Raw genomic sequence first — 25,128 nt, 5'->3', positions numbered from 1 at the left:
AGGATATTACCGCCTTTTTCTTATAGAAATTTTGAATACTATTACTTCGCTGATAGTATTATTTTTTTGATGATGAACTGTTTGCTATGAGCATCAATAAAGTAACATTTTTAGATAAAATTGAATCATCAACTTTTGAAGGGTTAGTGTCATATACTAATCTAGCAGTAATTGTTGATGAAAATACAAAAAGAGATTGTTACCCTCTTGTTCAAGACTTTCTACCATCTCATATTTTAATTGAGGTAGTAAGTGGAGAGGAAAACAAAACTCTAGATACTTGTCAACATATCTGGCAGGAGCTAACCAATGCAGGTTTTGACCGTAAAGCGGCAGTACTTGACTTAGGTGGTGGTGTAATTGGAGATATGGGAGGTTTTTGTGCTTCTACCTACAAAAGAGGAATTGACTTCTGGCAAATGCCCACAACATTGCTTTCTCAAGTTGATGCTTCTGTTGGAGGTAAGCTCGGTATTGACTTTGGTAAATTGAAAAACCATATCGGCGTATTTAGAGTACCTGATAATGTTCTGATTTATCCTGAGTTTATTAAAACTCTTCCAGCGAATGAATTGAGGTCGGGTTTTGCTGAAGTAATCAAACACTGTTTAATTGCTGATGCAGGACATTGGGAGACAGTATCATCAATGCCATTAAGTGATCAAGATTTAGCTATGATTATTCCTCATTCAATAGGAATTAAAGATAAAGTAGTTACTTCTGATCCTACTGAAAAGGGATTAAGGAAAATATTGAATTATGGTCATACAGTTGGTCACGCTATAGAATCTTACCTTTTAGACATCCCTGGAAGAAAGCTTCTGCATGGTGAAGCAATTGCTGTAGGTATGATTGCAGAGGCTTATTTATCTACTCAATTTACAGGTTTATCAAAAGAAGAGTTAGTAAAAATTCAAGAATATATCTTATCTGTTTATGGTAAGGTTGAATTAAAGGAAAGTGATTTAGAGCATTTGTATGCTTACTTATTGCAGGATAAGAAGAATACTGGCAAAAAGTTAAGTCATTCCTTACTAACAAAAATTGGTGATTGTACTTATGATCAATTTATCGAATGGACGGATATTGAGAAGTCAATTCGTTATTATATGAGTTTATAAAATTTGGCGATCTTTATTAGATCGCCATTTTCATCTTAAAGCAAAATGAAAAAGCATATATTATTACCCCTGTTTTTCCTAATTTCATTTGTATCGTTTTGCCAAGTAAAAACGATCAAATATTCACAAAAGAACAATATTCCATATTACTCCGAAGCGGTAAGAGGAGGAGATGATTATATTAAAGAGAGGTGTGTGTTGGATGTTTATTACCCAACAAATATTCAGGATTACCCCACTATTGTTTGGTTTCATGGAGGAGGTCTTACATCGTATCATAAAGAAATTCCTGAGACTTTAAAAGAACAAGGAGTAGCTGTTATTGGTGTAAACTATCGACTTTATCCAAAGGTTAAGGCTCCAAAATATATTGATGATGCAGCCGCCGCTGTAGCTTGGGTGTTCAAAAATATAGAAGACTTTGGAGGAGATGCTTCTAAGATCATTATAGCAGGTCATTCTGCTGGAGGATACTTAGCAAGCATGGTAGGGTTAGATAAATCTTATCTACAAAAACATGATATTGATGCTAATGATATCGCGGGCTTGGTCCCATTTAGTGGCCATTGTATCACACATTTTACCGTAAGGAAGGAAAGAGGAATAGAAGGCGAGCAACCTATAATTGATAATCTAGCCCCATTATACCATGTGAGACCAGATGCACCGCCATTATTATTGATCACTGGCGATAGAGAATTAGAACTATTGGGTAGATATGAGGAAAATGCCTATATGTATAGAATGATGAAGGTCGCAGGACATAAAGATACAAGGCTTTTAGAATTGGATGGTTATGATCATGGAATGGTTTACCCAGCATTACCATTACTATTAAAAGAAGTTGAAAGAATCTGTGGTCAGTAAATAAATAACCCCCATCTTAAAATAAGAAGGGGGTATTTCTTTATATATATTCGTTGGTGTGTAAATTCAACTTAAATAACCGGTGTTTTTGTTCTTTTGATGATCGTTTCTACTTGATCTAGATACTTAAACACCTTAATCTTCCACGATCTGTTTGATCCAAATGTTTCAACTAGTGTTTTTTCTTCTTTACTCATGTCAGACATGATAAAAAAGTTAGTGTCTTTACTAAAACCTATTTCATCTAGTTGTGAGATTAAATGATGCTTTTCAAACACCTTAAAATTTTTGTTTAACTGATGACCATTGATAAATAAAATGGGAGTAGACAACGTCTGAACCAATGATAATGACTCTTGCAATGCTTTATTGAGTACTAAAATATCCGGTTCCCCTTTTATCGTTAATAAAATATGATCGTCATTGTTAATAATCTCGTAATCCATTTAAAATTAACAGTATGTGATTATTGTGAAAGCCATGAGATGATTTGTGATAACAAAGCTAATGGTTTTCATCAATAAAGGGTGACTTATGTCAGTTTTTTATGTTAATGAGGTTGAAATGAATATGTATTGATCAGATATTCATAGAGTTAATTCTATTTGTCTGAGTTCTGAATGATAGAAAATAGAAAATTCCTTGAGTAGAAATAGGTTTTGTATCACTAGATAAATTTCTAAAAACTTGATCATGGTATTAAATATAAATCATTCTGAAAAATATTATTTCTTTGACAATTAATTCATTGCTGTAAATATTCTCTAAGATCCCTGTTAGTTAGTTTCTCATTTACAAACAAATTACGATATTTGTGCGAATTGTACCTTCTTAGGTATTTTATATCAAAATTATTGACAGTTACATCATCCAATGGGATTTAAAGAATACAAAGGCCTTGACCTTGTAGCAGCGAACAAAGAGATTCGCCAATATTGGGAAGAGCAAAATATCTTCGATAAGTCTGTCTCATCAAGACAGGGTAATCCATCATTCGTTTTCTATGAAGGACCTCCTTCAGCTAACGGTGCACCTGGTATTCACCACGTGATGGGCCGTGCTGTAAAAGACCTTTTTAATAGATACAAAACATTAAAAGGATTTGAAGTAAAGCGTAAAGCTGGATGGGATACTCACGGTTTACCAGTTGAGTTGAAAGTAGAAAAAGAGCTTGGCATTACTAAAGAAGATATTGGTAAGAAAATTTCTGTTGATGACTATAACGCTGCTTGCCGTAAAACGGTAATGGAATTCAAAGAGCAGTGGGATGAGTTAACTAGACAAATGGGATATTGGGTAGACTTAAAAACACCTTATATCACTTTTGAAAAGAATTATATGGAATCTGTATGGTACTTATTAAAAGAACTGTACAAGAAAGATTTATTATACAAAGGATATACTATCCAACCGTATTCTCCTGCAGCAGGTACAGGTTTATCTTCTCACGAATTAAACCAGCCAGGTGCTTATAGAGATGTAACGGATACAACGATTACTGCTCAATTCAAAGCAATTGATGAGGGCAATAATTCAGCTTTATTCTCAGATTTACACGGTGATTTATTCTTCCTAGCATGGACGACAACTCCTTGGACGTTATCATCTAACGCAGCATTAGCGGTAGGTAAGAATATCGATTACGTAAAAGTTCAAACGTACAATGCGTATACTTTTGAGCCAATTACTGTAATCTTAGCCAAAGATCGTTTAAATGCTTATGTAACGAAGAAGCAATTAGATGCTGACTTTGATGCCTATGAAAAGGGTGCTAAAGTTGTTCCTGCAAAAGTAGTTGCCGAATTAAAAGGTGCTGACTTAGTAGGTACAAAATATGAGCAATTATTGCCATATGTAAAACCTGAAGGTAAAGCATTTGAAGTAATCCCTGGTGATTTCGTAACTACTGAAGACGGTACAGGTATCGTTCACATTGCTCCAACTTTTGGTGCAGATGACCAGAGAGTTGCTAACCTTGCAGGTATTTCTCCAGTTGTTGTATTTGACGAAAAAGGTGAGCCACTTCCATTAGTAGACAAAACAGGTCGCTATGTAAAAGAAATGGGAGAGTTCGGTGAGCAATTCGTTAAATCAGAATACGAAGAGGAAGTAGCTGCTGAAAAGGGTTACAAATCAATGGACGTTCGTATCGCTATTAAATTGAAGACTGAGAACAGAGCATTCTTAGTAGCGAAGTATGTCCACAGTTACCCACACTGTTGGAGAACAGATAAACCGGTTTTATACTATCCATTAGATTCTTGGTTTATCCGTACTACGGCTGTAAAAGATCGTTTAGTTGAATTAAACAAAACAATCAACTGGAAGCCAAAAGCAACAGGTGAAGGACGTTTCGGAAACTGGTTAGAAAACTTAGTAGACTGGAACTTGTCACGTTCACGTTATTGGGGTACTCCACTTCCAATTTGGAGAACTGAAGATGGAAACGAAGAAGTTTGTATCGGTTCAGTAGCTGAATTGGGTGAATTAGTGAAAAAATCAGTGAAGGCAGGGGTAATGCCAAGAAATCCTAAGTACATCACAGATAATGATGAGTTGACTGAGGAATTCGACTTACACCGTCCTTACGTAGATGATATCGTATTAGTATCAGAAAGCGGTAAGCCAATGTATCGTGAAACAGACCTTATTGATGTTTGGTTTGATTCAGGAGCAATGCCTTATGCTCAATGGCACTATCCATTCGAAAATAAAGATATTTTCGATGGTTCATTCCCTGCGGACTTTATTGCAGAAGGTGTTGACCAAACACGTGGTTGGTTCTTTACATTACATGCAATTGCAGGTATGACACAAGACTCAGTAGCTTACAAAAACGTAGTTTCTAATGGTTTAGTATTAGATGCGAAAGGAGCGAAAATGTCTAAGCGTGTTGGTAACGTGATTGATCCATTCGAAACAATGGGAGAACACGGTGCTGATGCTACTCGTTGGTACATGATTTCAAATGCCAACCCATGGGATAACTTGAAGTTTGACTTAGAAGGCGTAAAAGAAACAAAACGTAAGTTCTTCGGAACACTTTACAATACGTATTCTTTCTTCTCATTATATGCTAACTTAGACAACTTCACGTACTCAGAAGCGGAAGTTCCTATGGAAGATCGTCATGAGTCTGACCGTTGGATTTTATCTCGTCTTAACACATTAGTGAAAGAGGTAGATGCAGCATTCAATGACTATGAGCCAACAAAAGCAGCGAGAGCAATCCAAGCGTTTACAATCGAAGACATGTCGAACTGGTATGTAAGATTAAACCGTAAGCGTTTCTGGAAAGGAGAGTATGCATCAGATAAGATTGCAGCTTACCAAACGCTTTACACTTGCTTGGAAACAATTTCAGTATTAATGTCTCCAATTGCTCCATTCTTCGCGGATCGTTTATTCCAAGATTTGAATGCGGCTACAGGAAAAGATAAAGCAGAGTCAGTTCACTTAGCGAACTTCCCTTCAGTAAATGAAGCGTTGATCAACATCGATTTAGAAGAGAAGATGCACTTGGCACAAGTAATTTCATCACTTACACACTCTATCCGTAAGAAAGATAAATTGAAAGTACGTCAGCCATTACAACGTATCTTGATTCCAGATGTAAATGCTAAAGTAACTGCTCAAATCAAAGCTGTTGAAGATGTAATTGCGGCCGAAGTAAACATTAAAGAAATCGAATTCTTGACAGAAGAAAACGAAGGAATGTTTGTGAAGCACATCAAACCAAACTTTGCAACTTTAGGTAGAAAGTACGGTAAACTTATGAAAGGCATTGCAGGTACAGTAAACCAAATGTCACAAGACGACATCAAAGCAATCGAGTCAACAGGTTCTTATACTTTTGATGTAGATGGCAATGAAGTAGTTCTTGGTATTGAGGATGTATTGATTACTTCGGATGATATCCCAGGTTGGTCAATGGCAAAAGATCAAGGTATTACAGTAGCATTAGATATCACTTTAACAGAAGAGTTGAAGAAAGAAGGTATCGCTCGTGATATTGTAAATCGTGTACAAAATATCCGTAAAGACTCTGGTTTAGAAGTACAAGACAAAATCAATATCGTTGCTGAAAAAGGTGATGAGTTGGTAAATGGTGCTTTCGAGTCATTCAAGGATTATATCTGTGAAGAAACACAAGCTGTTTCATTATCAGTAGAAGATGCCGTTGCAGATGCAACTGTACTTGACCTTGATGGAGTTGAAGTAAAATTAAAAGTGAGCAAGTAATCTTAGCTTACATTTAGATATTGAAGACGGGTAGCAGAAAGTGTTACCCGTTTTTTTATTGTTTTTTGAGAAAAAAAGTCTACTAGGATATTTTTTTAAGAAAACTCAAGCAAACTATTATGAAAGTTTATAGAATTGAATTTGGACAAGTAAATGACGGCAATGATTTTACTTGGATTCTACCGGATGACAAAGAAGAAGATTTCGTCTTTACTTCAATAGACAATTGGAGTAATTATACATGGTACAATTCTGAAGTTAGAAAAGTAAAGGATGATTTTTTTCATGCTTCAGGAGCAGGTATAATCGCTTTTGATAAAAAAGTGTGTGAATCAGATCTTTATACTATTCTAGAAATGACAGGTGAAATAATTACTGTTAATCATGAGCTATATGGAGACATTTATATTTATCAATGTAAAAATTATCTCCATGTTTTAGATCTGGAAAATTCAAAGGTAGACAGATATCCTTTTAATAATGAAATTTCTCAGGTTTTAGATTATAAATTTCATGAACATAGATTAACATCAGATTCAATATTTATGATACCTGAATCAAATGAGATATTTTGTTATCAAGGTGATAATGTTGATCTCGAATATGATTTTAAAGCAATCTATGAAAAGCATAATTTTCGTGGTTTAATTTTTATTGAAGTTTGATTAATCTTATACTACAGCCTTAAGCTGAAGGCATCACTTAACACTTGCAATATTTCTTCATTAGCACTTTAAGGCAAACTTTTTGAGGTAAATCAATAAGATTTTTTTACTAACATCTACTATGAAAAAATACACAAACTTTCTACTCTTGTTCTTCTTAATTTCATGTGGGAATCAAGAACAAGAACTTCAATCCTATAAAACGAAATTAGCCGAATTAGAAGCTACTCATCTTACTTTAGAAAATAAGGTAAAGGAACAGGAAATAAAGATTAAGACACTCAAAGATGTGACGGCAAAATGGGATAAGGATGCTTTAGAAATCACTAATAAAGATTTAAAGGCACAGACTAAAAAATTAAATCAAACGGTGGCTGAAAATGCGATGAATAAGCAAGTAGATCCTGAAAACTTCAGGAAATCTTTTGTGTTTTCTCTACCTAATGAGTTTCTACAAGCATTCGAATCTGTTTCAGATAAATATAAAATATCTTCTGCTATGAATCCATTTTATACGACTGGCTATTTTGATACTGATGATAAACTTGATTATGCTGTTTTTATTGAAAACAAACAGAATAACAAACAAGGTGTTGCTGTGATAAAGGGGAGTGATTATAGTAAATTCTATATTTTAGGAGCAGGAAATACTTTAAATGATGGTAGTGATGATTTAAATGGGTTATTAGCATTGACAACTTTGAATACTAATCTAGTTGAAAGTAGGGGTGAAAATCCAGCTCCTCAAATTAAATCATTGAATGTGATTTCTTTGTCGTTTACTAATTTCTCTTCCGCAGTGGCTTATTTAGATGAAGGTGAATTTAAACTTTACGCACAAGCTGATTAATTATTCTACTCTCTTAATCAAATTAACAATGAAATACTTTTATCTACTGTCATTTGCTCTGATCATTTCTTGTAATAATAACGAAAAAGAAATAGGAGAATATAAAGCTCAGATAGCAGTTTTAGAGACAAAAAATAAAAAACTGAATGACGAATTAAAGACCCAAAATTCAGAATTGGAACACTTGGAAAAATGGGTGGCTATTCAGCAAGAAAATGATATTTTAAAACAGGGTGTGAAGGATTTAGAAGGAAAAATATTCAATCATAAAATTAATGAAGAACTGATAGGGTTTGAGTCCAACTTAGGATATTTCTTGCCGTCTGAAATTCTTTCAGTTTTGAAATCAATATTTGGAGAATATAAGGTAGAACCCGATATTAATCCTTTTTTCTTGAAGGCGAGTTTGAGCACTGATGATACTTTTTTCTATGTGGTGCGAATTGAACACATCAGTTCAGGGAAGAAAGGGTTTATTGTTTTTAAGGATTATGCACCTGATCGTTATTTTATTATGGGAGCTGGACAGCCCTTTAATGGAGTGGATGAAGACTTAAGTTATATAGGAGCTTGTTACATTGAAAAAGCAAGTGATATAACAGTAGGTTATGAAGGTGATAGTGAAGTTCATCCTAATACTAAAGAAGTAGTAGTATTAGTTACGAAAGAAAGTGCCTCTGCTGCATTTTACCTTGACGAAGGAGAATATAAATGGAAATGGATTGGTGATTAAATATTGAAAATGGTAGTAGGAAAACTACCCGTTAATGTAAATAATAAAAGGTTCTTTACTATTTGAGTAAAGAACCTTTTATTTTATATCAATGTAGTATTTACAGCTTATTTATAAATACCTTGTACAAAGATGTTACCACCATCAAGTTGAGCACCTTTTGTTGCTGTAGTTCCTTCAAATTCCCAGATATAAGCATCTGCACCTACAGGGCTAATCGCCATATAATATTTTCCTTGGTCAACAGCGCCAGATTGGTAGTACCACATGTCTGATTTAGGTACTTCATTTAAAATCTGAACATCTTGAGCTACTACATCAATATATGCAATTTCATAGATGTTGTCCTCGTCAGAGTTTGGATCACCAAGTGCAACATAACCTTTTCCTTCTCCTGCATGATGCCAGTTAATAGAAGAAACTGCTTTACCTACTTTATCTGTGATATCAAACTTGTAAGACGTATCATACTCACCTTGGTTATTTAACCTTGTAATTACAGCATCTGATCCTTGTGTAGTCATATTGATTTGGTATACAAAACCATCAATAACATGCATAGCTTTTCCTCTGTAACCATAAGTATCACCTTTAGAGTCCTCGTAAGTAACCGTTTTAGGGTTTTCTAAAGTAGGCCAGTCTAAAACTACTGTTGCAATAGCATCAGGACGGTCAGAACTTGGTTCGCCATTATCAGGTTGACCTAATAGTCTATATTGAGTACCGTAGTATACTTTATTGTCCATAATTACAGGAGCATCAACTCTACCAACAAAAGAGTCACCAATTGCGAAAGTACCTAAATCATGCTCGATGAAATCATTTTCTGCATTGAAGTTCAGTCCTGGAATTGAAATTTTTACAATTTGTAAAGTGATTTGTACTTCAGTATTCTCTTCGTTATATGTTTTTACAACATTGTGAGCTAGTAACATTTCATCAGACACTGCAGCATATCTTGGGTGAGTGCCCACTAAATGGCTAATGTCTACTTCACTAACTTTTGTGTAGCTAGTGTTGCCATCATGTTCTAATTCGTAGATTTGTCCAGTACCATAATTTAAATTATAAATTCTACCACCAGCTGCTGTTACTCTTGCAGAACGTTCACCATCCATTTCATAACCGTTGTTCATGAAAGTTAATGTAGTGTCAGTGACATTAGTTGTTGGTTGCATAAATACAGCAACATTCTCATCAGGATCCGTTACATCTGCTGCAACATGGAATACTGTTTTTTCAGTTGGCCCGCCACCTGCTGATGGTTCGTCGTTTTTATCACAAGAAGTTAAACCAAAAAAGGCTGCAGCAGTCATTAATGCTGCTACTTTTGAAGTAGTTGAAAGTTTCATTGATCTTTTAGTTATTAAATAATGAGTTTATAAAATCGAGTAGTTGATTTTGAAATACACCCCCCTTCCAGGTTGTTGGATGGCGAAGTTGTCAAACACTTGCTCATTGAATAGGTTTTTTACATCTAAGCTAATGGCTAGCTTATTTTTAGGGAATCTGTACGATGCACCAAGATCGTTGACAAATTGTGTCGGGATCATGTCCTTATTGTCACTTCCTATATTTTCCCAATGGCGATAGTATTCATGTATATATCTTATGTTCCAATACACAGATAAATCACCTTTATTTTTTATGATATCATTTAAATGATATTTGAAGCTAGAGTTGAATTGTAAGAAAGGAGCATTTTTTAATCTTGAACCATAATACATATTCTTTCTTCCATAGATATCATACTCTGACATGTATCTTGTGTCATTATATGATCCTGAAAAAATAGCTTCAAACTTTCTGTTATAGTCGTAATCAATTTGAAAATCCAAACCCTTTGATAATATTTCACCAAAGTTTTCATTTACATATACTTCAACACCACTGACAACCTGAGTACTTTGTTGGATCATATTCTCTACATCTCTGAAGAAGAATGTTGTTGAGAATGTAAGTGAATGTTCATTGAAGTTTAATTCACCATAACGGATCCCGAAGTTTAGGTTTTTACTGATCTCAGGTTTTAAATTAATAGCGGCATTTACGTTGGCTGCATAGTTACCAAATAGCTCATCTGGTTCAGGTAGTCTTACAGCTTGTTCTGCAGAAAATTGCAAAGTAAGTTTATTAAAGAGATCGTAGCTTGTGGCAATACCATAACCATAATTTACATCAGAAGTAGAATTGTAGATAGGGTAGTATTCCCCATCTCTATATTCATGGTCCAAGACATTAACATTGTATCCATAATATTTACCAAAAATATTTGTCCTCAATCTTCCATCAATAGCAGTATTAGAATAAGACAGTCCCAAAATGTTTTTATTCATTTTCGAATAGTTATTTCTTGTGTCTTGACCAATAGGAGCTTCTCTGTTAAATGCAGTTCTTTTGTAATCAGTAATTACCGCATTAAAATTGATGATGTTATTGTCATTAAATGAATAAGAGGTGTTAAATCTATTGATTAATGTTCCTTCATCAGTAGTAGAATGTGTAGGGTTTCCAGCTTCTCCACCTCCTGGGTTTTGTGCCCAAACTTCACCATACCAATTGTACTTATTCGTAGTAGTATCAACTAGTGTTCTAGTGTTCATGGCATATGAACTGAAAAGACTAACATCTAACCCATCAACAAATAAATCTTTCTTTTGATAGTTGATACTTGGAACTACATTGCCCTGTGTATAAAACCTTTCACCATATGGTACATTCATAGTTGCACCATGTTGTACTTCTTTATACATATCAGAATACACCATACTGATGAGTAGCTGGTCTGCCCATTTTACATCTGTAAAACCAAAATCTACCTTTGTGCCATAAGCTTCATAAGCATCGTTAAAACGTTTGGCTTTTACAGATCTATCAACTCTACCAGTATTAGGATCTACAACGTATACATCATCGCCCCAAACTTCATAGTTGTTGTCGGAGTAATTGTAAAATAATGAGCCTCTGAATGTCAATCCATTTTTTTGATTTCTATACCCACCATTTAAAGCAACTTGATGTGTATTGAAAGAACCTGCAGAGTATGAAAAGTTTAAACTACTTTTCTTTGCTGATTTTGTTTTAATATTGATAGCACCACCAAGAGCGTCAGAGCCTAAATTAACAGGTACAACGCCTTTGTAAACTTCTAATTCTTCAATGAGGTTAACAGGAAGAGAGTTGATAGAATAGGATTGACCATAATATTCCATAGGAACGCCATCGATAAAAAAGCGAACCGCGTTACCACTTAATCCATTGATACTATAACGAGTACGAGAACCTAAACCACCTTCTTGCCTTACATTAATACCTGACGTTTGATCTAGTAGTGTACTGAGTTCGATAGATTGGATTTCTATTTTTTCTGTTTTGATAGATTTCGATGAGAAGCCTTGTGTTTCCATTTCTGTGGATTCAGACTGACCAGTAATTAAAACTTCATCGAGTTTGATCTCATTTTCTTCTAGATATACAGTGATATTATTTTGATTAGACCAGTCAGCTTCTACTGTTTTATTGATATAGCCAGTTCTAACAATCTGTAATTTATATTTTCCTTTTTTGATTTTTGAATAACCAAACTCACCATTTTCATTACTGTGTACACCTTTATTTGTTCCTTCAATAACAATTGTACAAAAAGGGATTCCTTCGTTTGTTTTGCTATCTAATACTATTCCCCTAAGAGGTTCAGTATTAGTCTGTCCAAACACGGAAAAAGTACCAAAGGAAATAAAGAAAAGGTTTAACAGTAAAATTCTAGTCATGACTTCTATTTAGACTAATTATAAATTACGATACAAGAATAGTTACTTTTATAAGCTCAAACAATCAAGTTCACATTTGTTAAGTGAATAAATGAAACTTTTTTTAAGTCAAAATTTTAAGAAAAGTGCAAAGTGTTGATTGTTAGTGAAATGGTGTAGTGATAAGTGTTAGGTGTAAGATGGGTTAATATTGTTATCAACCACATGGTAGACGATAAGGGAGTATATCACTAAAACAGAATTGTAAAAGTTGTGGAAACAAATTCTCTAAATAAAATAAAATGATCTTTCCTTTTTTGTTAAAGATTGATAGTGAAACTTCTAATCTTTTTCTAAATCTCTTATTATTGAAATAGAAATAATTATCAGATAATTAAAATGAGAAAACTCCTTTTTACACTAACCTTCTTAATCAGCTATCAATATAATTTTGCTCAGGATATAGTTGTCATCACTCCAGATGAAGCACAAGAGAAATTTAGACAAATGGTAATGTCTAGCGAAGTTAATACTGGAGGTTTACAAGAGTTACGTTATTATATAGAGACGAGCCAAGTAAATTTAGATGATTACCTATATATAGGTGAGTTGCTACAGCAAGCCCCAAGATATACAGAATCCCTATTAGAGTCTGCTAGACAAATTTCATTTTCAAGAAGAGAATCGAACGTATACAGAAACTTGATAGAATTACCTCTACTTGATTTAGCAAACACTCATACAAAAGAGATTTCTAATCTAATGAGGTCTGCATTAATGAGTAAAAGCGAAGAAAGTGATGCGAAAATACAAGGTGATATCGATATACTTATTAAACAATGCCATTACAAGGATATAGAAGCCTTTAAAAAAGAACAATTGTAATTTTGTGTATATCGCAGAGGATAAACCACATTAGTTTAGAACTGTATCTAAATTAATGTGGTTTTTCTGTTAAATTCACAATAGGATTATTATTTCAAAAATTATGTGCATGGATTTTGGAAGATTGAAAGATATTTCTGGTGTTGATTTTAGTTTACCTGAGGAAGATCCATATTCTCAGATGGTGCTTCGAAATCACCCTAATTTTGTCGGTAACTTTGAGTTCCGTTTAGGAGCCCCGGCATGGTCTTGTGCAGCTTGGAAAGGGAAAATCTATCCTGAAAAATCAACTCCTCAAACTTTTCTACATTACTACTCTCAGCATTTTGATACCATTGAACTTAATTCTACTCATTATGGTATTCCTAAAGCAGAAACACTTTTAAAATGGAAATCTACAGTACCAGATTATTTCCGTTTTTGTCCCAAAATGCTACAGAATGTAAGTCATAGGAAAAGGTTAATCAATTGTCATCAAGAAGTGATTGAATTCACCGAGCAAATGCAGCTTTTTGAAAATAAGCTAGGTTATACTTGGTTACAAATGCCACCTGACTTTGATATTCAAGAGGTAAAGCCATTGTTGAACTTTATTGAAAAATATCCCACCCATATACCTCTTGCACTTGAGTTACGTCATGATTCATGGTTTAAAGATCATAAAGTATTAGACGAACTTTCAGACTTAATGGAAAGTAGGGGTGATGCAATGATTATCACTGATGTTGCAGGCCGAAGGGATGTTCTTCATATGCGTATTACGTCACCAACTTTATTAGTCAGGTTTGTAGGCAATGAATTGGTAGACTCTGATTTTAGTAGAGTAGATAGTTGGCTGAAAAGACTTCAACACTTGAAAATGCAAGGTTTACAAGAGGTTTATTTCTTTGCTCATCAACCGGAAGATATTCTTTGTCCTGAAATTGGAAATTATATTGGTGAAAAGTCAAAAAGTAAATATAACTGGGAATTTACGTACCCAATTCTAAGAGAAAAGGTTGAACAACAGTCTCTTTTTTAATTTGCTTACAGACATTGACATACTTTATTTGTTAATTCACATCACTTGCTTTAGCTTTGCACAAACAAAATGTGAAATCATCAACGAAGTATGTCTTCTCGTACACAAACCAAATTTATTTTCGTAACAGGCGGTGTTACGTCTTCGCTTGGAAAAGGAATTATTTCAGCTTCTCTTGGTAAACTACTACAAGGTAGAGGCTATTCAGTGACAATTCAAAAATTTGATCCATACTTAAACATCGACCCGGGTACAATGAACCCGTATGAGCATGGAGAATGTTATGTGACTGATGATGGTGCTGAAACTGACTTAGACTTAGGTCACTATGAGCGTTTCTTAAACGTACCAACATCTCAGGCAAACAACGTGACTACTGGTAGAGTTTATAACAATGTCATCACAAAAGAACGTGAAGGTGCTTACTTGGGTAAAACTGTTCAAGTAGTTCCTCATATTACTGATGAGATTAAAAGAAACTTCTACAAAGTTGCTGAAAATGGAGAATATGACATCGTAATTACTGAAATCGGTGGTTGCGTTGGTGATATTGAAGCATTACCATTTATTGAAGCCGTTCGTCAAGCTAGGTTAGAATTGGGTTCACAAAACTCAATGGTAATTCACTTAACGTTAGTACCTTATTTAAGAGCTGCAGGTGAATTAAAAACTAAGCCTACACAACACTCTGTAAAACAATTATTGGAGGCAGGTGTACAGCCAAACATTTTAGTTTGTCGTACTGAACATCACATTCCTATGGAGATGCGTCGTAAGATTGCATTATTCTGTAATGTTGACTTAAACGCCGTAATTGAATCTTGTGATGCATCTACAATCTATGATGTGCCATTGTTAATGCAAAAGGAAAAGCTTGATGAAATCGTATTGATGAAATTAAGTTTACCAGCATACCAAGATCCTAATTTAGATAATTGGTTATCTTTCTTGAAAAAACTTAAGAACCCACAAGGTGAATTAAGAATTGGTTTGGTAGGTAAGTACGTTGAGTTACCAGATGCTTACAAATCAATCGTAGAAGGATTTGTGCATGCCGGTGCAGTAAATGAAGTAAAAGTAAAGTTAGAATACATCAAAGCTGAAGATCTTGATGAAAGAGATAACGCTGCGAAGATTATTACTTCATTAGATGGTGTATTGGTAGCTCCAGGTTTTGGAGAAAGAGGCATGGAAGGTAAGATCAATGCTTGTTCTGTTGCTAGAGAGTATAAAGTGCCATTCTTTGGTATCTGTCTAGGTATGCAGTCAGCGGTTATTGCTTTCGGTAGAGATATGGTAGGGTTTGCTGGTGCTAATTCTTCTGAAATGGAAGAAGAGTTACAATACCCAGTAATTGACTTAATGGAAGATCAGAAAAACCTTTCACAAATGGGTGGTACTATGCGTTTAGGAGCTTACCCTTGTGAATTAAAAGAAGGATCTAAAGCATATGAGGCTTACGGTTCAGCTAAAATTTCTGAAAGACATAGACATAGATATGAGTTTAACAACGAATATTTAGAGCAATATGAGGCAGCAGGTATGAAAGCAACAGGTATTAATCCGAAATCAGGATTAGTAGAGATTGTTGAGATTCCTGACCACCCATTCTATGTTGGGGCACAATTCCACCCTGAGTATAAATCTACAGTGGAAAACCCTCATCCATTATTTGTTGCTTTTGTAAAAGCAGTAAAAGAATTGAAAAACAGTAAGGGAGAAGTAGTTAGTGCTTAATCCTTATTAGAAATATTTAATAGCTCCTTAGTCAATATTGCTAAGGAGCTTTTTTTATATATACTTTTAACCGATTTTTGATACGTTTTAAGCATAAAAAACTTAACTTTGCAAGCATTTTATTATGGAACATAGTTCCTTATCTAAAATCACTTGACTTGTAAAAGTTATATTGAAATAAAAATTATGGATAAAAATCAAACGACAGGTTTTCTGTTGTTATCAGCTTTACTAATTGCCTATATGTTCTTCTTCCAGCCAGAACAACCTGTGGAGAATACATCGGTACAAACAGAGCAAGTTGAACAGCAGGCAAAAGCCTCTCAAGAAGAAAAACAAACAACAGTTGCAACAGTAGAAAGCGATTCAGTATTACAGTCGAAATTTGGAATTTTTGGCGTAATGATGAAAGGTGAACAAAAAGATATTGTTTTAAGCAACGAAAATATAGAAGTAACTTTTGATAGTAAGGGTGGTAGAGTAAAAAATGTATTATTAAAGACTTACCAAACATACGATAAAAAGCCATTAAACTTAGTCAATGAATCCAACTATAAAGTAGAAGAAAATCTACCAACACAATTTGGTATGATTGACCTTAACACTTTGTATTATACTGCTGAAAAAAGCGGTAATAATGTTGCAATGGTTGGTAGAGATACTGAAGGAAATGAAATCTTAAGAAGAGTATATACTTTAGCTGATCAAGGGTATGTATTAAACTATAGATTAGAGCTAGTGAAAGCGAAGCCTTACGTTCAAGGTGCTTCAATTTCATATACTTGGCATGACGATATGATGCTTGTGGAAAAAGACATGAAGACTTCTCGTCAGAAGACTACAGTCAACTATTTCACAAAAGCAGGTGATTATGATTATTTATCAATGACTTCTACTTCAAAAGAGGAGGAGGCAATTTCAGAACCATTATCATGGGTATCTGCAAAACAAAAGTTCTTTAACGTTGCATTGATCACAGATCAACAATTTAATGCAGCGAACTTAATCGTTGATATGGATGAGAATGATGAAGAGATTGTGAAGTCTGCAGATATCTCGTTCCAAATTCCATTATCAAATATTGAAACAGCTAACCTTAGATACTACTTTGGACCAAACGATTACCGTGTTTGTGAAAGTGTAGCAAAAGGTTTTGAAGATAACGTTTACTTAGGCTGGTCGTGGACTACTCCATTATCTAAGTATATCTTTATTCCAATCTTTGAAACATTAGAAGGATTTGGATTAGGATATGGTCTTATCATCTTTATCATGGTGGTATTGGTAAAATCAGTACTTTATCCGCTTACATTTAACTCTTACAAGTCGATGGCTAAGATGAGACTTCTTAAGCCTGAGATGGATGAGTTAAAAGCAAAGTATGGTGATGACCAAATGAAGATCCAACAAGAGACGATGTCACTTTACCAAAAGGTGGGTGCCAATCCTCTATCTGGATGTATTCCAATGTTAGCTCAAATGCCATTTTTCGTTGCATTATATAATTTCTTCCCTAATGCATTGCAATTAAGAGGGCAGGCGTTCTTATGGGCTGATGATTTATCATCTTATGACTCGATTTTAGATTTACCATTCAGCATTCCAGCGTATGGTGACCACGTATCGTTATTTACTTTATTGTGGGCGATTTCAATGGCAGGGTATACATACTTCCAAAACCAAGCTCAAGTACAGACTAACGAGCAAATGAAGTACATCTCGTACTTATCGCCAGTATTCTTCTTATTCTTCTTCAACAGCTTCGCAGCTGGTTTAACGTATTACTACTTTGTATCTAACTGTATTACAATTGTACAACAGTTAGCTTCGAAGCGTTTCGTAAACGAAGATAAGATCCGTAAAGTTATGGATGAGAATAAGAAAAAGAATGCGAACAAGAAAGCGGGTGGTTTTGCAGCTAGATTAGATAAAGCTATGAAGGAACAGCAAAAGGCTCAACAAGAGGCAAAAAAGAAAGGTAAGAAAGAAGATTAATCTTCTTCTAATTATATAAAAAGGCAACTCAGAAATGGGTTGCCTTTTTTTATTATGCATAAAAAAGCATCTCTAAAATGAGATGCTTACCATATATAATATTTAATTATTATTTCTATTGTTTCGTTAACTCTTGGAAGTCGTTACCTCTTTCTTCGATTTGTTTGAAAACTTCTTGGTTCTCATCAAATATCTCGAATTTGTCAGATGTAATATCAAAAACATAGTAATCTACAGCACCTAATACACCAATAATTAAGATCATTGAAGTGTACCCTTTTATTGGTGACAAGTATTGTAAAAAAGAACGATACATTCTAACGATAATAGCAATATTAGATAGTATAAGGTAAATCAGTAAGATAGAATTAAAAAGCCAGATCATATCTTTAATTTTTTTGTAACAGTAGTGTTAATACTCGTTAATAGAGTTATAGTTTATTACGATTTATGAATTAAAAAAGTTGTAAAAAAGTAGAATTTAATGTGTAAGTTTTGAAAAAAATGATTTTAAAATAGTAGTGTTGGAACTATAAAAAATACACGTAAAACATACTTTTATTATATAACTATTTATATCCTAAAATATTATGCCATTAATTAGAAAAAAAAAGATCTTTCAGGTTATGAAAGATCTTACGTGATATTTTTTAGTTTTTTGAATTAATATGCAATCAGATGTATATTTTTCCATCCTGAATCGCTGATAAAATCTTCACCAGTTTCTAGCATGTCTTCATCGTCTTTCTTGTAATACCAATTCACTACAGCTTTTCCTTTTCCAGATTCCTCATATGCTTGAAGCATTTCTATAATTCTGAAAAAACTTTTTGAAGAAGCCGTATTAAAATATGTCATCTTGTAATTTAAAGTGATCGTTAAACCACTTTCCTTAAGATAACCCTCTACCCATGTAAATAATGGATCAAAAAATTCAGCAGTGTACTCGTGATAAGATTGACCACTGATTTCCAAAAGGCCTTTTGAAGGATCAAAGTTTACCTCAGGAACAAATTCTTTCTTTTTAATAAATAGTTTTTCCACAGAGTCTAGTTTTTTTTAATAATACTAAATTATGTTTTTGTACAGCAATTGCTTATTGTTTTGAATGTTCTTGCTGGTATTTTCCAACTAACAGTGCCATTAATATAGCCATATAAAACTGACCAACCATAGCAAATATTACAGAAAATGCTTTTACCTCATCAGAGGCTGGTGTAATGTCGCCGTAACCAACAGTAGTTAAAGTTACAAAACTAAAATAGATCAGGTCCGAAATACTTACAGTAGTTGTAAAAGCATGGTTATTTAATAAGATATCTAATACTTTAAATAAGATAAATGCAATTACTCCAATCTGAACATACCCCGCGATAGCTCCGAGAATGGTGTTCATGTTTACTTTTTTCGCATTCCATACTTCAATTAATAGAATTCTTAAGAAGAAAATAAAGTAGACTAACATCAATACCCAAGAGATTACACTTATATTTTCATTTTCTGTGCCAACTGCAGCACCTCTTCCAGAAATAATTACTAATGAAACAAAAGAAAACACTTTTGTGTATACACTATTTTTTCTGATGAAATTAAAGATGGCTAAAATTAGAACAAATAATGAAATGTCAGTGAGTTGCTGATCTAAACCAAATGCTTGGAATATGATTGGTACCCAGAGTACTAAAAAATAGGCAATCAATAAAAGGATATACCTAAAATCTTGAAACCAATCAAATAATTTTCTATTGAGAATAAATTTTATCAAAGCTTGACGTTAGAAGTGAAATCAATAAGTTGAGGGAAAAAGTCCTCAAAACATTCTTCGTAATAAAAATAGTCTTTTTTTAGCCAATTCACAGCATTCCCAATAGGAGATCTGAAATTAATTCTTCTTTCCATACCTCCAAAGACTTTTGTTAACCCTTCATCGTGTTGATAAGCATTGAGCCAGTCGTATTGCTTAAGAAATGGATATATATTCATTGCTTTGTCCGGAGTCCATGAGGACTGCCAGTAGGGAAGGTCGTAAAAATGATTAGCGAAATCTTGCAGTCCTACATTCTTATGGAAGTGATTCCATTTCTTTGCTAAAAAATGATCATAAAAGATATCAACAACGACTAAAGCATACCTTCCTGCCATAGGTTGTAATTTTACTTTCATTTTTTGTGTGACATGATGATGATCAGTAAACTCATCAATTCGACGGTGTAATTGAACTCCTCTAGCTACTTTTTTGGGTAAATAGTTAAAGTCTCGTCCTTTTACGAAGTCGCCAATGAAGTTGCCAAACATTTCTTCGTCATCATGACGGGATAAATATATGTGTGCAAGGTAGTTCAATATACTAACGCTAATTTTTTAATTTCTTCACCAATCTTCTTTCTTAAACTAAAAGGAGATAACACTTCTACTTGATTTCCCCAACCTAAAATTATAGCTCTAAGTTCAGGGTTATCGATCAACTTCAATGAAATTTCTATAGATGATTCATCTTCGTAAATGATTTTTTGAGAATCATGAATAGGCGTGGTCTTAATATAGTTGGCGGCTATATTGCTAAACCTTAATCTTATGTTCTGAGGAACACCTTTTATGGTGACCCCGATACAATGTTTGAAGTAGATGTCTCGATCAAAATCAACTTGGTGTGAATGTAGAAAGACAGCATTCTTATTTTCTTCTACCGATGCAATTCTATCAATAGCTAGAGTCCTTATGCCTTGTCTATTATCAGCATAACCTGTGATATACCATAGTCCTTTATACTCTTTAATTAAATAAGGGTGAAAGGTATATTTATCTACGGTAAGGCTATCAAATTTTTGATATTCAATATCAATCACCTGATGATTTTTTGCCGCATTAATTAATGCTGAAAATACTTTGCTGCCTTTTGAATAAATAGATTTCTCTAATTGAATAAAACTTTCGAAATTTTCCTTGGTGTCATTTTTAAACTTCTTGGTAATTTCTAATCCATCAAGAACTTTATCTACAGCATTTGAAAAATTACCAAATACTGGTAAATCTTTAAATTCAACTAAGAAAGTCTCAACAAAATTAAGAGCATCCATGTGCTCAGAAGTTAGACTAACACCTAGGAGTTTATAATCTGGGTTTTTATAATAATAACCATCTTCTCTCTTGGAATAAGCAATAGGAGCATCAAATTCATAACGTAATGCTTGTAGATCTTTTTCGATAGTAGATGGGGAGTTAACACCAAATTCTTCAGAACATCTTTCCAATAACTCCATCTTTGATGGATAAGGTTTTTGCTTATTTCGAATGCATTTATCGATTAATAAATAGCGTAAAAAAGATAGTTTACTACTTTTCATTCAGTGATTGATTTCTCGAGTATTTTATATTGATGTTTTATGACATCTTTATTTTGATCAATTTCAAAAGCAGGGCAATTCATTATTATAATAGTTGTGATTGTGTGTCAATCATTTATCATTTTTTTGGATATTCCTGTTTATATAAAGTTATCAAGAAAATTTTTATTTGTCGTTTATTCAATGAATTTTTGAGAAAAGTATATGTATTCAAAGTTTTGAATGCACAATTTTTATGAAGTATCACCTCACTATAAAAAAACTATGGAATGCCTTTTTGGTGTATTTGAGTTTCTATTTATCTAAGATAAGTAGAAAGCCAATACATTATGGAGATCCTATTAGTTTGTCTATTGAACCGACTACTTCTTGTAATTTAAGATGCCCTGAATGTCCAAGTGGATTGCGTTCGTTTACTCGTCCAACAGGAATGATAGAGAAGGATACTTTTCAAAAAATTATAAGAGAACTAAAAGATACTTTAATCTACCTCACTTTTTATTTTCAAGGAGAGCCATACCTACATCCCAAATTTTTAGAGATGGTAAAGTATGCTCATCAGTCCAATATTTTTACCTCAACATCAACCAATGCTCATTATCTTAATGAAAAGGTAGCAAGAGATACGGTGAACTCAGGATTAGATCGTTTGATTATATCATTGGATGGAACCACTCAAGAAGTTTACGAACAATATAGAGTTGGAGGAAAACTTGAAAAAGTATTGAGTGGAGTAGAAAATATAGTGAAGGCCAAGAATGAATTAAACTCAAAAACACCTGAAGTCGTTTTTCAATTTTTGGTGGTGAAACCCAACGAGCATCAAATAGAGGAGGCAAAAGAATTATCCAAAAAGATGAATGTTGATAAAATTGTCTTTAAAACTGCTCAGATATATGATTATAAGAACGGGTCACCTTTAATACCAACAAACGAAAAATATGCTAGGTATAAAGAATATTCCGACGGTAAGTTTCGTTTCAAAGGTAAACTAGAGCGTAATTGTTGGAGATTATGGAACTCTGCAGTAATAACTTGGGATGGCAAAGTAGCTCCATGTTGTTTTGATAAAGATGCTAAATACGTTCTCGGTAGCCTGAAAAATGATTATATTGGCTTTAAGTCAATATGGAAAAATACCGCATACCTATCATTTAGAAAACAACTTCTAAAAGGAAGAGAAAATATAGATATCTGTAAAAACTGTACAGAAGGTATAAAAATATTTAACTAAACAATTCTATTGAAAACAAAATAGCCGTGAGAAGTAAAGTACAATATATATTCTTTTTTGTCGCAGTCATCCTATTACTTCCTAATGTACTTATGGCACAGACTGTCATGATAAGTTATGAATCATTGATTCAAGAAAGGATAATTTGGGGTGGTGTCGTTTCTATCTTAGTTGTTTTAGTGATCTTTCTTGAAATAGTTAGAAGGAAGCAAAGAAAAATCAGCAAGCAATCTTACTTAGCTCAGAAAGAAAAAATCACTTTTTTAGAAGCTAAGGTTAGGGATATAGAACAACAGAAAACAAAGCCATCAAGAGTGAATAAACCTAAGTTTGAAGAAGAGGTAGAAAGCCTTGTAGGCGGAAGTATTCAACCCACAAAACAAGAAGTACTTTCTGAGATGGAAGTTGAGGAATTTACCTCATCAAGAATGAAAGGTGTACATGGAGATTCCCTAAAAGTCGTGGAAAATGATGATGTTGGAGAATTAACGATCATGTCAACTCATAATCTAGGGAAATCTAAGCTGATCAATCCAAAAGAGTTTATTGAAAATACCCTTGAAGAAGTGAAGCCTACCTTACCTGAAAACGTTTCTGTAGCTGTTCAAATAGGAGGAGCACCAATGATCAATATCAACCAGAATGTCTTTGAAAAAGCGATTAATGCTTTAATTAGATGTTCTGCAAATACGATAGAGGGGAATGGTAAAATCACTGTATCTTTATATGCCTCTATGGGAGAAGCTCAAGTTTCTATATCTGACAACGGAAAAGGTTGGGGATATGATGGGCAAGATACGGATGATTTAAAAACTCTAGATCTAGCAAAAAAGATATTGAAATCACAAGGGGCAACCTTTGATATGAATACACAACTTGGAAAAGGTACAGAGATAGTAATATCTATTCCAAATAAGAAATAACATAAAAGACAATGCAAGGAACCACATACTTTATTAGTGTGTGGTTTTTTTTGTGCACATTACTACGGTGTTTATATATTAAAATTTTATAATTTCATATAAAATAGTTTTCATTCTAATAATTTAAACCATTTATTTTAAGTAACTTATATTGTTTGTGTTTTGCTGTGCAGACATTAAACAAAACAATTTTTTAATCCATCTGTTTATACAGTTAGTTAATAATTTTAGTATTAATTTTTAAACAAATTCGATCAATAATGGCTTCAATTGGAATAATTGGTTCAGGTTTCTCCGGATTGTCAGCTGCTATTACATTGGCTGATCAAGGACATGAAGTACATGTCTACGAAAAAAATGAAATGGCAGGAGGGAGAGCAAGAACATGGACAAAAGAAGGATTTACCTTTGATTTAGGGCCATCATGGTATTGGATGCCCGACGTTTTTGAAAACTTTTTTAAGTCTTTTGGGAAAGACGTTAATGACTACTACAAACTTGACCGATTATCACCTTCCTACAGAATTTATTGGTCTGAATCTGATTACACTGATATTCCATCTGATATTGATGAATTAGGAAATCTATTTGAATCATGGGAGCCTGGTTCAAAAAAATACCTGATGAAGTTTATAGACGAAGCTGAAATAAAGTATAGAATTGGCATGGACGACTTTGTTCATCGACCATCATATTCTTTTATGGATTTTGCAGAATGGCAGGTGATCAAAAATGTACCTAGATTACATCTCATCAATAACTTTGCTTCTTATATTCGAAAGTATTTTAAAAATGAAAAGATTCTAAAGATTCTTGAATTTCCAGTATTATTCTTAGGGGACGTAGCTAAAAGGACACCTGCACTTTACAGCTTAATGAATTATGCTGATTTAAAATTAGGGACATGGTATCCTCAGGGAGGATTTGGGAAAGTGATTGAAGGTTTTGAGAAACTAGCTATTGAAAAAGGAGTAATATTCCATTTTGATTCACCTGTTGAAAAAATTAATTGTGAAGGTAGAGTCATTACAACTGTAATGATAAATGATGAAGAAGTGATACATGATCAATGGATCGCCTCTTGTGATTACCATCACTTTGAACAGAAATTATTACCAGAAACACACAGGAATTATACTGAAGATTATTGGGAGAAACGAAAAATGGCTCCAAGTTGTTTATTATATTATGTTGGGTTGGATCGAAAGATTCCAAACATTCACCATCATAATTTATATTTCGATACTCCTTTTGATCCACATGCTTCAGAAATATATGATAACCCTGCATGGCCAAAAGATCCTTTGTTCTATATCTGTGCACCAAGTCAAACAGACAATAGTATAGCTCCTGAAGGCATGGAGAATTTAATGTTACTCATTCCAGTAGCACCAGGCCTTGAAGATTCAGAAGAAATTAGAGAGAAGTATTTTGATATTTTAGTCGAAAGAGTAAAAAAGTCTACCGGAGTAGATATTTCAAAACATCTTGTCGTAAAAAGATCTTTTGCCTACACTGATTTTGTAAAAGAATACAATGCTTTTAAAGGAAATGCATACGGATTATCAAATGTCCTTACTCAAACTGCTTTCCTTAAGCCTTCGATAAAGCTTAAACATCTTGATAATGTAATGATGACTGGCCAGTTGACAGTACCAGGGCCAGGAGTTCCTCCATCAATTATATCAGGACAATTAGTAGCAAAAGAAACATTAAAGAAATTACCAAAAATCCAAGTAAACGTCAACGCTTAATTACCATC

General features: G+C 33.7%; 21 protein-coding genes. 13 read left to right on the top strand and 8 right to left on the bottom strand.

What is annotated here, in order from left to right; genetic code table 11:
- Positions 1-86: 86 nt before the first annotated feature.
- A complete protein-coding gene (gene aroB / locus HGP29_RS05240) occupies positions 87-1,121 on the top strand; it encodes a 3-dehydroquinate synthase (protein WP_168881323.1) in 1,035 nt (344 codons plus the stop codon).
- Between the two features lie 45 nt (positions 1,122-1,166).
- Entirely contained in the window at positions 1,167-1,988 is an 822-nt protein-coding gene (locus tag HGP29_RS05235; protein WP_168881322.1) for an alpha/beta hydrolase, read from the top strand.
- A 71-nt stretch (positions 1,989-2,059) separates the two neighbouring features.
- Here the strand turns inward: HGP29_RS05235 and HGP29_RS05230 are convergent, their stop codons facing one another.
- Positions 2,060-2,434, bottom strand: a complete 375-nt coding sequence (locus tag HGP29_RS05230) for a hypothetical protein (protein WP_168881321.1) — start codon at positions 2,432-2,434, stop codon at positions 2,060-2,062.
- 427 nt (positions 2,435-2,861) lie between these two features.
- On the opposite strand from HGP29_RS05230, the gene ileS reads away from it, so the two are divergent.
- The 4 genes from ileS (at position 2,862) to HGP29_RS05210 (ending at position 8,478) form a co-directional block, all read left to right on the top strand.
- Positions 2,862-6,230, top strand: coding sequence for an isoleucine--tRNA ligase (gene ileS / locus HGP29_RS05225; RefSeq protein ID WP_168881320.1), 3,369 nt, complete (start codon positions 2,862-2,864; stop codon positions 6,228-6,230).
- 119 nt (positions 6,231-6,349) lie between these two features.
- Positions 6,350-6,895 (top strand): hypothetical protein, encoded by a 546-nt coding sequence (locus HGP29_RS05220; protein WP_168881319.1) that lies wholly within the window; start codon positions 6,350-6,352, stop codon positions 6,893-6,895.
- 121 nt (positions 6,896-7,016) lie between these two features.
- Complete coding sequence (locus HGP29_RS05215) at positions 7,017-7,745, top strand: hypothetical protein (RefSeq protein ID WP_168881318.1); 729 nt, start codon at positions 7,017-7,019, stop codon at positions 7,743-7,745.
- A gap of 28 nt (positions 7,746-7,773) precedes the next feature.
- A complete protein-coding gene (locus tag HGP29_RS05210) occupies positions 7,774-8,478 on the top strand; it encodes a hypothetical protein (protein WP_168881317.1) in 705 nt (234 codons plus the stop codon).
- Between the two features lie 107 nt (positions 8,479-8,585).
- Here HGP29_RS05210 and HGP29_RS05205 read toward each other — a convergent pair whose 3' ends face one another.
- Together HGP29_RS05205 and HGP29_RS05200 are read right to left on the bottom strand one after the other, a co-directional pair.
- Positions 8,586-9,830, bottom strand: coding sequence for a hypothetical protein (locus HGP29_RS05205; protein WP_168881316.1), 1,245 nt, complete (start codon positions 9,828-9,830; stop codon positions 8,586-8,588).
- A gap of 27 nt (positions 9,831-9,857) precedes the next feature.
- Positions 9,858-12,248, bottom strand: coding sequence for a TonB-dependent receptor (locus HGP29_RS05200; RefSeq protein WP_168881315.1), 2,391 nt, complete (start codon positions 12,246-12,248; stop codon positions 9,858-9,860).
- Between the two features lie 378 nt (positions 12,249-12,626).
- On the opposite strand from HGP29_RS05200, the gene HGP29_RS05195 reads away from it, so the two are divergent.
- From HGP29_RS05195 to yidC, 4 genes are all read left to right on the top strand, one after another.
- Positions 12,627-13,112, top strand: coding sequence for a hypothetical protein (locus HGP29_RS05195; protein WP_168881314.1), 486 nt, complete (start codon positions 12,627-12,629; stop codon positions 13,110-13,112).
- 109 nt (positions 13,113-13,221) lie between these two features.
- Positions 13,222-14,133, top strand: coding sequence for a DUF72 domain-containing protein (locus HGP29_RS05190; RefSeq protein WP_168881313.1), 912 nt, complete (start codon positions 13,222-13,224; stop codon positions 14,131-14,133).
- Positions 14,134-14,223: 90 nt separating this feature from the next.
- A complete protein-coding gene (locus HGP29_RS05185) occupies positions 14,224-15,870 on the top strand; it encodes a CTP synthase (protein WP_168881312.1) in 1,647 nt (548 codons plus the stop codon).
- Between the two features lie 186 nt (positions 15,871-16,056).
- The gene (yidC, locus tag HGP29_RS05180; protein ID WP_168881311.1) at positions 16,057-17,865 is read left to right on the top strand and encodes a membrane protein insertase YidC; all 1,809 of its coding nucleotides are present in this window, start codon (positions 16,057-16,059) and stop codon (positions 17,863-17,865) included.
- Between the two features lie 115 nt (positions 17,866-17,980).
- Here the strand turns inward: yidC and HGP29_RS05175 are convergent, their stop codons facing one another.
- The 5 genes from HGP29_RS05175 to HGP29_RS05155 all read right to left on the bottom strand — a co-directional run bounded on the left by HGP29_RS05175 (position 17,981) and on the right by HGP29_RS05155 (position 21,209).
- Positions 17,981-18,250 (bottom strand): hypothetical protein, encoded by a 270-nt coding sequence (locus HGP29_RS05175; protein ID WP_168881310.1) that lies wholly within the window; start codon positions 18,248-18,250, stop codon positions 17,981-17,983.
- 278 nt (positions 18,251-18,528) lie between these two features.
- A complete protein-coding gene (locus HGP29_RS05170) occupies positions 18,529-18,909 on the bottom strand; it encodes a DUF1987 domain-containing protein (RefSeq protein ID WP_168881309.1) in 381 nt (126 codons plus the stop codon).
- Between the two features lie 52 nt (positions 18,910-18,961).
- Complete coding sequence (locus tag HGP29_RS05165; RefSeq protein WP_168881308.1) at positions 18,962-19,630, bottom strand: potassium channel family protein; 669 nt, start codon at positions 19,628-19,630, stop codon at positions 18,962-18,964.
- Entirely contained in the window at positions 19,627-20,208 is a 582-nt protein-coding gene (locus HGP29_RS05160) for an acyl carrier protein phosphodiesterase (RefSeq protein WP_168881307.1), read from the bottom strand. Before HGP29_RS05160 ends, HGP29_RS05165 begins: the two co-directional genes overlap by 4 nt.
- Positions 20,205-21,209 (bottom strand): helix-turn-helix transcriptional regulator, encoded by a 1,005-nt coding sequence (locus HGP29_RS05155; protein ID WP_168881306.1) that lies wholly within the window; start codon positions 21,207-21,209, stop codon positions 20,205-20,207. The genes HGP29_RS05160 and HGP29_RS05155 overlap by 4 nt, the downstream gene beginning before the upstream one ends.
- 235 nt (positions 21,210-21,444) lie before the next feature.
- On the opposite strand from HGP29_RS05155, the gene HGP29_RS05150 reads away from it, so the two are divergent.
- The 3 genes from HGP29_RS05150 (at position 21,445) to HGP29_RS05140 (ending at position 25,120) form a co-directional block, all read left to right on the top strand.
- Positions 21,445-22,443 carry a radical SAM/SPASM domain-containing protein gene (locus HGP29_RS05150; RefSeq protein ID WP_168881305.1) on the top strand — a complete coding sequence of 333 codons (999 nt, stop codon included), beginning with the start codon at positions 21,445-21,447 and terminating at the stop codon, positions 22,441-22,443.
- A 26-nt stretch (positions 22,444-22,469) separates the two neighbouring features.
- Entirely contained in the window at positions 22,470-23,366 is an 897-nt protein-coding gene (locus tag HGP29_RS05145) for a HAMP domain-containing histidine kinase (RefSeq protein WP_168881304.1), read from the top strand.
- Between the two features lie 260 nt (positions 23,367-23,626).
- The gene (locus HGP29_RS05140) at positions 23,627-25,120 is read left to right on the top strand and encodes a phytoene desaturase family protein (RefSeq protein ID WP_168881303.1); all 1,494 of its coding nucleotides are present in this window, start codon (positions 23,627-23,629) and stop codon (positions 25,118-25,120) included.
- The last annotated feature ends 8 nt before the right edge of the window (positions 25,121-25,128 follow it).

Source organism: Flammeovirga agarivorans, assembly GCF_012641475.1.
In the GTDB taxonomy this organism is placed as follows: domain Bacteria; phylum Bacteroidota; class Bacteroidia; order Cytophagales; family Flammeovirgaceae; genus Flammeovirga; species Flammeovirga agarivorans.
Note: the sequence above shows the minus strand (reverse complement) of the source record. Positions and strands in the feature narration are given on the sequence as shown.